This window comes from Sodalis praecaptivus (assembly GCF_000517425.1).
Lineage (GTDB): Bacteria > Pseudomonadota > Gammaproteobacteria > Enterobacterales > Enterobacteriaceae > Sodalis_A > Sodalis_A praecaptivus.
Genome location: NZ_CP006570.1, coordinates 216,236 through 227,348 on the forward strand (window position 1 = coordinate 216,236; position 11,113 = coordinate 227,348).

Consider the following 11,113-nt stretch of genomic DNA (forward strand, 5'->3'; position numbering starts at 1 on the left):
GAAGGCGCCCCTATCAGGAGGGGGTGGTCATGAGTTCCTTGATTAATTGAATCGTGGCTTTTTGTAACATGGTATGGGGCCTTCGGGTGCTTGTTGCAAGAGAGAGACGCGCAAATAGTCCTTCCGGCCCTATGCGTCTTAGCTGCAGCTCATTGGCCTGTGCGAAATTCGAGATAGCGTTTTTCGGCAAAATGGCGCTCCCCAAGCCATGGGTCACCAGTTCGAGAATGGTACTTACGCCGTCGACATCGACGGCATAGCGTGGCATTAAATGGCTTGCGCTCATGGCCTCTTCTAGAAGAATTCTGAAAGCATGCTGACGGCTGGGCATGACTAGCGGGATCGCCGCGAGCTCTTCGAGAGTGACCACCGGTTGGTAAGACACATCGGTGCATTCTATTAAAAAAAGCTCCTCTTCGTGAAACATTACCGCTTCAATATCCGGTGACGGCTGGCTGTGATAAAGCAGCGCGATATCAAGTCTGGCTTTTATCAGGAGTTCCTGAATCTGATTACTCAATCCTTCCGCGACTGAGATAGTGGCGTCCGGCATACGTGAATGGAAAGCCGTGACCAGCGGAAGCGTCAGAAATCGAGCAAGCGTCGGCGGTAAACCAACGGCAATGCTTTCGTGGCGAATCCCCCGGAGCCTCTCTAATTCGCCACGGGCGCGGGCGAGCTGATGCATGATACCCCGCGCATGCTCCAGAAGTATTGTTCCCCCCTCGGTACAATAAACGCCGCGGCCATTACGTACCAGTAAGCTTTGACATAATTCGACCTCAAGCTGGCGTATTTGCCGACTCAGGGCCGGTTGCGCTACGCCTAAGGTAATCGAGGCACGAGTAAAACTCCCCAACTCAGCCACACAGATAAAGTACTCCAATTGCTTAATGTCCATCTTCAGGCCCAAAATGAGGTTAATGGCATCGATTTGCTATCGTAATGATCGGCAGGCCGCGGGTAAAAGTCAGATGGTATAAATGTGGTTGAGTGCAAAATTTGTGTCATCAACTTCATCCAATGGCCTGAACATTTTCCTGCTCGTGCAGGTGATTGTGAATAAATTGAAGCAATGCTTCGGTGGCGGGTGAAGGCAAATTCCCCTTACGAAAGGAAAGGCCGATGCGCCTTCCAGTGCCGGGAAGTGTCACCGGTAATACGGTTAGCACTCCTTGTTCAATTTCAAAGCTCATCTGACTGGCCGACACCGCGGCAAGGCGGTCTGAACTCAGCAGTAACCCTCTCACCAGCGCCGCATCCCCTGTCTCAACCACCGGTTTGGGTAACACTACGCCCATCGACAGAAAGGCTTTGTCCAAGAGATAACGCGAAGGCGTATTGGAGCGGGGAAGTATCCATTCGGCGCTTCCCAATTGCGCCACTGGTACAACATGGCTAAGTAACGGATGCTGGTTTCTCACCAGTATTAACATGTCTTCCTCAAACAACGCTTCGGTAGTCAAATCTTTGAGATCCACATCCTGTCGTAGGGCACCGATAATGAAATCAATATTGCCTGCGCGCAAATCTGAAACCAGCGATTCGTACGGGCTTTCGTTTGTCATGATCGTGATGCCAGGATGCTGCGCCAAAAAGGCGCCGATAGCCTGGGGCAGCAATTGAGCGCGGCTGAGGGGGAGGGCGCCAATGCGCACGCTGCCCGTTAAAATACCGCGGCGGGCGGCCAAATCGCTCCAAATATGTTCGAGTTCATTAAGCGCCCGGCTGATATTGGGGTAAATTAAATCCGCCGCCGTCGTCGGCCTTACCCCTTCCGCGGTACGGCGGAAAAGCGTTATTCCTGCCCCTTTCTCCAGTATTTTCAGCGCGGCGCTAATGGCCGGTTGCGACACCCCCAAATGCGCGGCCACGATTTGGCTATGGTTGACATGATAAAGATGCAAAAAAACCCGTAGCCGTCGGGTATTGAAAAGCCAGCCTGGATCGGGCTGCTCTTTTTGTCCTCCGGCACGATCATTGGATCGTCTTAACAGTGCGGGGATCGTTTGAAGCTCGTTAATGGCGCGTAAAGCGCGCGGCAGAATGCACTTGCCATAGTCGGTGAGCGTCATGCCGCTGTAGTGGCGCTCGAACAAGGTAGCGTCAAGCGTCGTTTCCAGGTCGCGGATGGCGCGAGTGATGGCGGACTGAGTACGGAATAACTCATTGGCTGCGCGGGATAGACTTCCGCATCTGACAACCTGGCAAAAACACCTTAATTGCATGATATTGATGAATTTAATGTCATGCTCCGGCATTGAGGCCACCTTATGGTGTAAAGGGACGAGAAATTAACAACATAAATAAAAATCATACCCAATGCAAGTTAATGAATTACCCGCCTTTCTCAGTCCATGCCATGCTGGCAAAAACAACAACTGAGGTAGTAAATATGTCTTCTTCGATTACCCCGAAAAGTGCCCTCGTCGTCAGCGCTCACTCGGCCGATTTTGTCTGGCGTTCCGGCGGTGCCATAGCGTTGCATGCCCAGCAGGGTTATCAGGTTCACATCGTTTGCTTGTCTTTCGGTGAGCGCGGTGAATCGGCCAAACTGTGGCGTAAAGGAAATATGACCGAGGATAAAGTTAAAGCGCATCGTCAAAAAGAGGCGCAAGCCGCAGCGGATATTCTTGGCGCGACGGTAGAGTTTTTCGACATTGGCGATTATCCCCTGCGGGCGGACAAAGAGACATTATTCCGCCTGGCGGATGTGTACCGACGCATCCAACCCCATTTTGTGCTGACGCATTCTATGCATGACCCTTACAACTATGACCATCCCCTGGCGTCAAATCTGGCGCAGGAAGCACGCATTATCGCTCAGGCAGAGGGGTATCTTCCGGGTGAAAAAGTCGTCGAGGCGCCGCCGGTGTACTGTTTTGAACCGCATCAGCCTGAACAATGCAGCTGGAAACCGGATGTGTTGTTGGATATCTCCGGCGTTTGGCAACAAAAATATCAGGCCATACAGTGCATGCAGGGCCAGGAGCATCTGTGGGAATACTACACCCGCGTGGCGCTGCAGCGCGGCGTGCAGGCAAAACGTAACGTAGGAATTACCGCGACGCGTGCCATTACACACGCAGAAGGGTTCCAAAGTATATTCCCTCGCGTGACGGAGAATTTAGCATGAGCCTACTCAATAAGAAGGGTATCGCCATTCGTCACATCCCGCGCGCGGAACACGGAATGATAGAAAAACTCGCAACGGCAGGGGTGGCGACCATTCATGAGGCACAGAATCGCGAAGGTCTGTTGCACCACGGGATCCGCCCGATTCAGCAAGGGCTGACCCGCGCGGGGAATGCCGTCACGGTATTGGTTACACCCGGTGATAACTGGATGTTCCACGTCGCCGTGGAGCTATGCCAGGCGGGAGATATCCTGGTGGTAGCTCCAACCTCGCCCTGCGGCGACGGTTTTTTTGGTGATCTGCTGGCGACCTCGTTGCAGGCCCGCGGCGTCGTAGGTCTGGTCGGGGATATCGGCATTCGTGATTCGCAAACGTTGCGCGACATGGGGTTTGCGGTTTGGTCGCGGCATGTCCATGCCCAAGGGACCGTAAAGGAGTCCCTTGGATCGGTGAATATTCCCATCATTTGCGGCGGCCAACTGGTCAATCCCGGCGATGTGGTCGTTGCCGATGATGACGGTGTGGTCGTTGTCCGCCATGCTGAGGTTGGCACGGTACTGACGCGTGCCGAGAGTCGTATGGCCAACGAAACGGCGAAACGTGAGCGGCTGCACAATGGCGAACTTGGCCTGGATATTTATGCCATGCGTCCACGCCTGGCGGAAAAAGGGCTACGTTATTTCGATTCGGCAGACGAAGCGGAGAGCTAATATGGCACAGCGTGCAATTCGTTGCCTTCTGATGCGCGGGGGCACGTCTAAAGCGGCGTGTTTCCTGGCGGACGATCTGCCCGAAGATCGGGCACAGCGTGATGCGGTACTGCTGGCGGTGATGGGGTCGCCTGACATCCGTCAGATAGACGGCATCGGCGGCGCTGATCCGTTAACCAGCAAAGTGGCGATTATCCGTGCGTCTGCACGCCCGGAGGCGGATGTCGATTACCTCTTTGCCCAGGTCAATGTGGATAAGGCCAGCGTCGATTACGGTCAGAACTGCGGCAATATTTTAGCCGCGGTAGGGCCGTTTGCTTTAGAAAGAGGCATGGTGCGTGGCGCATCGCCGATTTCTCAGGTTCGCATCTATATGGAAAATACGGGGCAGATCGCCATCGCTGACGTGCCCTGCGATAACCAGGGCGTTGTGTATGACGGCGAAACGCGCATTGATGGCGTGCCGGGTACCGCAAGCAAGATTTTGCTCAATTTTCTCGATGTAGCCGGTTCGAGCTGCGGTGCCCTGTTGCCCACCGGGCATGCCGCCGATCGATTTGATGGTATCAGTGTGACCTGTATCGATAATGGCATGCCGGTTATTCTGCTCCGGGCGCGCGATGTCGACCGTACCGGCTATGAAACGCGCGAAGAACTGGACGGCGATGAAGAACTTAAGCGACGGCTGGAATCGATACGCCTTCAGGCGGGGCCACAGATGAATTTGGGCGATGTCGCGCAGCGTACGGTGCCGAAAATGACGCTGATTGCCGAACCGCGTCACGGCGGCGCCATCAGTAGCAGAACCTTTATTCCTCACCGCTGTCATGCTTCCATCGGCGTATTTGGCGCCGTCAGTGTGGCAAGCGCCTGCCTGATTCCAGGATCGGTGACGGAAGGCCTCGCCCGTGTCGATACTCCCAACAGCGACGGGCAACAAACGCTCAGCGTAGAACATCCCACGGGTGAATTCAGCGTTGTCTTGCGCCATGACGCCGAGGGCGAACTGGCCGGCTGTGGGCTGGTTCGCACCGCCAGATTGCTTTTTTCCGGTGAGGTCTATATCCCCAGCAAGATCTGGCCGAACGAGAGGCCGCTATGACGGAAAAGATAACCTTTATCGGCTATGGTGAAGCGGGGGGGATCCTCGCCGCCGATCTGGCGAAGAACCATCCGGTCATAGTGTGGGATTGCAAATTGGACGGCGCTGAGCGTGAAACAATGCTGGATAAGGCACGCCGCGCTGGCGTACGCGCGGCCGCGTCGCTCGCGGAGGCGATAGAAAATGCGACGCTCATTTTCTCCACCGTTACGGCGGATTCGGCATTGGACGTGGCACAGCAAAGCGGGGCGCGTTTGCGGGAAGGGCAATTCTTTCTTGACCTTAACTCGGTGGCACCCGAGACCAAACGACAGGCGGCGGCGTTTTTTCTTCCTGGCATATTTGTAGAAGTGGCCGTAATGGCGCCGGTTCCGCCGGCGCGTTTGCGTACCCCGTTGCTGATAGGGGGACCACAGGCGCAGCACTTGACGTCCCGTCTGCAGGGTCTGGGATTGAAGGCTCAATTTGGTGACGCTACGCTAGGCAAAGTCTCCGCCGTCAAAATGTGTCGTAGCGTCATCATTAAGGGCCTAGAAGCGCTGACGACCGAGTGCCTGTTCGCTGCGCGGCAGTATGGCGTGGAGAAAGACGTCCTGGCGGCCCTGCACGCCAGCTTTCCCAGTCTTGGCTGGAACGGTGCGTTTCCCGGCTATCTGATTAGCCGTGTGGCACAACACGGGATCCGACGCAGCCAGGAAATGGAGGAGGTGGTTAAAACATTGCGAGAGGTGGGAACCGGCGCTGTTATGAGCCAAGCGACCGCGACCAGCCAACGGCAACTGCCGCAAAAAATGGCGACGAAAGGCCTTGTATATTGCCACCAGGAGCCGTTTGATTGGCAAACGCTGGCTGACGAATTGCAATGAGGAACTAAACGCCACCCTGCGCGCGGGTGGCCGCTATGCCGCTGGCATCAATATCAAGCAGTAGCCGTCTCGTCGCTCGCCCCAATGCCGAACAGCATTTTGCCGAGTCGCTGGCATCCATGCCGAACACTAGCCCGTCTCGTCGCTCGTCCCAGTGCCGAACAGGCTCCCGCCAAAAGCCGCACCTCGATTTTTGCCGCCAGTGGGCCCCATGGTGCCTTTTTGACGCGCGCGACAAAGCATCACGAAGTAGATAGCCACCAAACCCTCGAGTTTTCTTTGCATGACGGCTTAAATCACAGCGGCTGATGGTAACGCCGTTTACGGTTGTGCCGGCGCGGGACTCACTGAGTGGTGCTAAATCATGGTGAGGTCGTTGGAAGATCATTGCTTAAGACAGAAATAGTTGTCGCTCCCTTTCCCGGCGAGACAATAGCGCGTCATTAGCGTTGCCTGCCCATTTCCACATCAGGAAGGCGTCTGCCGCGCCTTTATAATCGTGGGCGTTCAGTTTACGCTTTACCGATGAACCGGCAAAAGCGCCTGCGCCAATATTGAAGATCAAACTACAAAGTGCATCGTATTGATTTTGCGAGAGTGGCGCGGTTACATTTTTTTCAATCGCCTGTTCAACGGTCTCTAAATCTTTCTTCAATAGCTCCATCGATTTTTCTGTCGAAATAAGCGTATTTTTAGCAATTGGCATACCATTAACATATCCGGTATGGCCGACGCCGATAGTTGGAATCCCCGCAATATCCAGGTAGGCGTTTAATCTTTCACCCTCTTCTTTCCGAATAAATATCACTCCATCATGGCTTATTTTCATCAGATTTTACCCCCAAGCGTTTATACAATTTTCCTTCAATCAAAATTCTTAATTTTTCAACGCCGACAAAACCAATAATCCCACCGAGCAAATTGACCGCATTGTCAGGGAGTCCGAGTTGTTCCAGTGAGCCGGAAATCGACAAGGTAAAGATGCCGCATATAAATGCTTCCGCCATGGTTTTCCAGACCGCTTTTCCATCGTAAATCCCCATAAAAAAAGCAATTAGCAGAGAGGAAATAGATGAAAATACCGTCGGTAAATAATCAACAACCCATGCAGAGCAATGAGCAATAATAATGGGAATGACAGTTGACATTGTTTACCTTAGATAACTTAAGCGAAACTGAATACTGGCCAGAAACCTCTGGCCAGGGATTATCAGTTTTAAGTCAGATTCAGATCAACTCGTACCACAACGAAAGTGCCAGGCCCGGTGCCCAGTCAGGCGAGTGAGCGACGTGGGTCACATAACTTACCCAGTTTTTACCGTTATGGCTGACAATGTCTCCGGCATGGTAGGTCTCACCCAGGATCCAATGTGGATACGTGCCGCCGCCGCTATCATCCTCATCTTTATCAGTTGAGACGGAAAGCACATTGCTCGTCCCAGACAGCTGGCCCTGAATATCCTCGGCCACAACGAAATAGCGGTAAGCGGTTGCGGGTCGCAATCCGGTATCGGTGTAGCTCAGTTGAGCAACATTGACACGGGCTATTTCATTTCCGTCACGGTAAACCAAGTACCCGTTCAGCTTAACGCTGCTGCTTGATGCGCCCCACATCAGGCTGACGCTGTTCGTCGTAATGCCCATACTGTGGAGATGGGTCGGTGCTGTAGGCGGCGTGTCCGGATTGACATCGCTACTGGTGGAAGCAGTAATTGGCTGACTGAAAGCAGATTCAACCTCGGCCTCGTTGACCGAGCTGACAGCATAACTATAGGTTGTATTTTCCGGCAAGCCGTTGTCGGTAAAACTCAATTGGTCGCCAGAATAGATCAGCGTGTTATTGCGATAGAGGCGATATTCGGCTGCAGAGGCTGCGGCGTTCCATTTCAGCGTAATACTGCTGGTGGTGCTGGCTGACGCACGTAATCCGCCGGGCGCGACAGGCGTGGTTGGGCTGACGTCTCCGATAAAGTCCAGATCAATCACCTGATAGAACGCATTGCCGGTATTGGCTACTTCCCATACGGCCAATAGCACATGATAGCCGGAACGCTGAGGTAACATCACCAAATGTTCGGTCGGATTCGGTGGATTCAACGCAGCGGCATGGCTCCAGAAAGGCTGCTCTTCCAGTTCAACCTTATAGAAAGGCTTATCCTCAAACTGTGCACGACTTAGCGGCATGTTCGGGTTCCAACCTTCACGGGTAATGAAATAATTCCAGCGGCGAGTAGCGTGCGGCGCAGAGTAATACCAGGTCACTTTCAACAGCTCGGCGGATTCCACGCTGTGCTTTTTCCAGTGTGTGCCCGGTTCGTCGAGGAATTCACCATCGCCTTGATTGGCGCTAGCGATTTTGCCATCCGGAGGCGGAAGCATATTTGTCGAATCCGTTGGAGCAACGCTATCGGTCAGGCCACTGGCGGTGGCAGGGAAGAACTTACCGGCTTCCCGTTGATTGAGTTGCCCGGAATTGAGTCGACCTTCTTGCCAGGCAAAATACGCACGGGACTCTGGAGTGGAAACATGTCCGTGGCGTAAACCCGGTCCGTTCTTTTTGGTGCTGATAATGGTGGTTGTCATTGCATTTACTCCTGTTGTGGTTAATTAATTGCGGCCTGCTGTCAGCAGGTCGTGGCTAAATCCGGTGACCAGTAAATATTGGAGAAATGTTCCATCACGCAGGCATGGCCTTCTGACTGCCAATAAATGTGATCGCCCTCGCTATAGCGGACACTTGTCGCTCACTGCGCATATTCCGGCTCAGGTCCCGGGACCGTGCCATCGCCAGCGAGATAGCCATAGCGATTGAGGAACTCCCAGGCAGGGAATTTGCCATCTTTGGTAAATCTGGCGTCTTAGTTTTCGGACCAGCTCATCAAGCTAAGAATGCCCATGCCTGCCTTTTCGGGTCGCCTCAGTGTGTTACGGATATTTTGGCGGTTAACGACATAAGTAGTAGTCGCGGCAATCTTGTTCGCTGGCGGGTAGACAAAAAATTTGTCATAAGGAATTTTGCCAAAACTATCGGGACTGGAGACCAGATTCCCTCTCGGGAAGTACATAAAATTTTCTCTCTGGCTGTCATTATTCTGCACAAGCCAGCCCACACCATCGACGTCAATACCGTCGCTGCCCTGATTATAAAATTGTGGAGCAATGTAATCGTAATTATCGTCAAGTATGCTGATATCGAGACTATATTTCCGCCCCGGAATAAAAAATAGGGGGATCCTGGCGCTATAATGTAGATGAAATTTGTGCTCTGAGATGGGAAATAATTTTTCTTCCTCTTCAACTCTCTGGAGATAACGGCCTGATTATCTTTAGCAGTGATCGCGGCCTGTGCCAAATCATTATCCAAATCGTCAATAATGTATTGCTTGGGCAGTATTATGATGCGATTTCCCAGCGTCACATCAGACTGGCTAAGTAGAGTAATTGGTGCATCAGAAGCGTCGAGAAAAATAAGCACTTTACGGCACTGTGCATAAATCAGAGCGATGAGATGAAAAAGTATGTCTGCTGTGCCTTTATACTGCTTGGAATCAAGGTTACGACCAGCTTGGTGAGAAAAATTCATAAAGGCTACAGCAGGTGCATGGTATCGCACAGGTATATTCGACAGAGTCATCTCGTTTGATCTGCCAAGTTTATAGCCCTGCTCTGATTCTGAAGACCCGTTCTGACAAAATCCCATGGCAAGTTTATTCTCATTACTCCGTAATGATTTTATTGTATTGGGCATCATCACACCTTTTGTACGATCAGAGTTATTACGTAACCTTGCTTTTCACGGCGCAAGAGCTCAGTGAAGTAAAGCCATTTTCTGCAGCGGATTGCTTTGCATGACTTAGTTTTACTTGTACAGGTGTTATAATCAATTTCAATTATTGCATTCTCAGATAACGTAATTGGTAACTGATTGAATGAATCTGAAGTTTTCGTCCTTAAAATTAAAACCCTAAAACGAGAACTGAGAAACAACAGACATAGCCAAGGGGGGCTATTCACTATCACTAGCATGCTGCTACCACGGAGTGTTCTAATTCTTGGATTTCAATGAACAGTGAATAAACCTCTTGAAGAGGCGTTCCGCTTCGCGAACTTTCAAGTATGAGTTATCGAAAGTACTTCCATGGGAAATTTCTAATCCTGCGTTGTGTTGAATGAAATCGCAACAATAAATTTTAAAACCACGTTTCAAAAATTAGCATCATATTGATTAACTTGAGAAATATTATAAAATTTTGCTTTCTTTATTATTAATAATGATATTTGTGTGGTATGTTAATATTTCAACTCACGAAACTGACGCGAACTTCCCATAAGGAGGATGTATGTTTTTTTCTTCTAATCTAAAGTGTTTCATAGTACTGGCTAGAGAAAAGTCCCTCAAGAAAGCATCTGAAACTCTCTTCGTTACTTCCTCCCCTATATCAAGAAGGATAAAGATTTTCGAGGAGCAGTTGGGGTACAAGCTATTCCACCGTACTGAGCATAATTTTACGCTAACCAAAAAAGGACGGGAGCTTTACGAAAAAATCATCCCTTATTATGCAAAAATATCTGAATTAGAAGAAATATTTTCTCAGAAAAACAACCGATTGATTATAAAAAAAAGTATTATGATAGGGGTGGAGAATATCAACCCTTTTATGTTTGACTTATTGATTAACAATAGAAAAAATATCGAGAGCATATCATATTGCTCTAGCGACGCTTGTAATTCATTTGAATCATTGTGTTCAGGAGAAATTCAGGCGGTAATCTCACATAGAGAAATGAGCGAAAGTAACATCATTTCAACGGAGTTTTACAGTGAACCTATTTGTTATCTTATGGCTAAAGGTATTGCGTATACCCAACTCGGCGATATGAAAAGCCTTCCAATTATTATTCCTAAAAATGGCTTCCACGATAGCTATATCAAAATCGCACACAGGAAAATCATTACCCTCTCTTCGACTATTCAGGTCATCATTGTCGATGATGTTGAAAATTATCTTTTCTTAATTGAAAATGGCGATGCGGTTGGTCTGATGAGTGAATCCATGGCCTCGTTTTATAAAAAAAAGCACTCTCTTTGTGGAGAGGTTGATTACAACATAGATCCCTCTTTTCCAAAGCTAAAAGCATATATTTATTGTTTGAAGGAACAAGAAGAGATTCTTAAGAACCTTCGAGATGAATTTACTATCCAGCAGAATGTGGGGATGGCATCATAAATGAAATTTTAGTGTTTTAACACAAAGTTAAATTCCTAAATGATAATATTTGAAATCTCGATAATGTTAGG

At 50.3% G+C, this 11,113-nt stretch carries 11 protein-coding genes; 5 read left to right on the forward strand and 6 right to left on the reverse strand.

What is annotated here, in order from left to right:
• Positions 1-13 precede the first annotated feature (13 nt).
• Both SANT_RS21865 and SANT_RS21870 read right to left on the reverse strand, forming a co-directional pair.
• Positions 14-901, reverse strand: coding sequence for a LysR family transcriptional regulator (locus tag SANT_RS21865; RefSeq protein WP_025424356.1), 888 nt, complete (start codon positions 899-901; stop codon positions 14-16).
• 115 nt (positions 902-1,016) lie between these two features.
• A complete protein-coding gene (locus tag SANT_RS21870; protein ID WP_051440270.1) occupies positions 1,017-2,228 on the reverse strand; it encodes a LysR family transcriptional regulator in 1,212 nt (403 codons plus the stop codon).
• A 167-nt stretch (positions 2,229-2,395) separates the two neighbouring features.
• On the opposite strand from SANT_RS21870, the gene galB reads away from it, so the two are divergent.
• From galB to SANT_RS21890, 4 genes are read left to right on the forward strand one after another with little or no spacing between them, the layout of a single operon-like run.
• Positions 2,396-3,136: a 4-oxalmesaconate hydratase gene (gene galB, locus SANT_RS21875; RefSeq protein WP_025424358.1), complete on the forward strand. Its 741-nt coding sequence runs from the start codon at positions 2,396-2,398 to the stop codon at positions 3,134-3,136.
• A complete protein-coding gene (locus tag SANT_RS21880) occupies positions 3,133-3,846 on the forward strand; it encodes a 4-carboxy-4-hydroxy-2-oxoadipate aldolase/oxaloacetate decarboxylase (protein ID WP_025424359.1) in 714 nt (237 codons plus the stop codon). Before galB ends, SANT_RS21880 begins: the two co-directional genes overlap by 4 nt.
• A gap of 1 nt (position 3,847) precedes the next feature.
• Positions 3,848-4,948, forward strand: coding sequence for a 4-oxalomesaconate tautomerase (locus SANT_RS21885; protein ID WP_025424360.1), 1,101 nt, complete (start codon positions 3,848-3,850; stop codon positions 4,946-4,948).
• A complete protein-coding gene (locus tag SANT_RS21890) occupies positions 4,945-5,814 on the forward strand; it encodes an NAD(P)-dependent oxidoreductase (RefSeq protein ID WP_025424361.1) in 870 nt (289 codons plus the stop codon). Before SANT_RS21885 ends, SANT_RS21890 begins: the two co-directional genes overlap by 4 nt.
• Positions 5,815-6,205: 391 nt before the next feature.
• Here SANT_RS21890 and SANT_RS21895 read toward each other — a convergent pair whose 3' ends face one another.
• From SANT_RS21895 to SANT_RS24375, 4 genes are all read right to left on the reverse strand, one after another.
• Positions 6,206-6,643, reverse strand: a complete 438-nt coding sequence (locus SANT_RS21895) for a lysozyme (protein ID WP_025424362.1) — start codon at positions 6,641-6,643, stop codon at positions 6,206-6,208.
• Positions 6,627-6,962: a phage holin, lambda family gene (locus SANT_RS21900; protein ID WP_025424363.1), complete on the reverse strand. Its 336-nt coding sequence runs from the start codon at positions 6,960-6,962 to the stop codon at positions 6,627-6,629. The genes SANT_RS21895 and SANT_RS21900 overlap by 17 nt, the downstream gene beginning before the upstream one ends.
• Positions 6,963-7,041: 79 nt before the next feature.
• A complete protein-coding gene (locus SANT_RS21905; RefSeq protein ID WP_051440262.1) occupies positions 7,042-8,397 on the reverse strand; it encodes a lytic polysaccharide monooxygenase in 1,356 nt (451 codons plus the stop codon).
• A 334-nt stretch (positions 8,398-8,731) separates the two neighbouring features.
• Positions 8,732-9,565, reverse strand: coding sequence for a hypothetical protein (locus SANT_RS24375; RefSeq protein ID WP_148296378.1), 834 nt, complete (start codon positions 9,563-9,565; stop codon positions 8,732-8,734).
• Positions 9,566-10,154: 589 nt separating this feature from the next.
• On the opposite strand from SANT_RS24375, the gene SANT_RS21915 reads away from it, so the two are divergent.
• Entirely contained in the window at positions 10,155-11,042 is an 888-nt protein-coding gene (locus tag SANT_RS21915; RefSeq protein ID WP_025424366.1) for a LysR family transcriptional regulator, read from the forward strand.
• Positions 11,043-11,113: the final 71 nt, after the last annotated feature.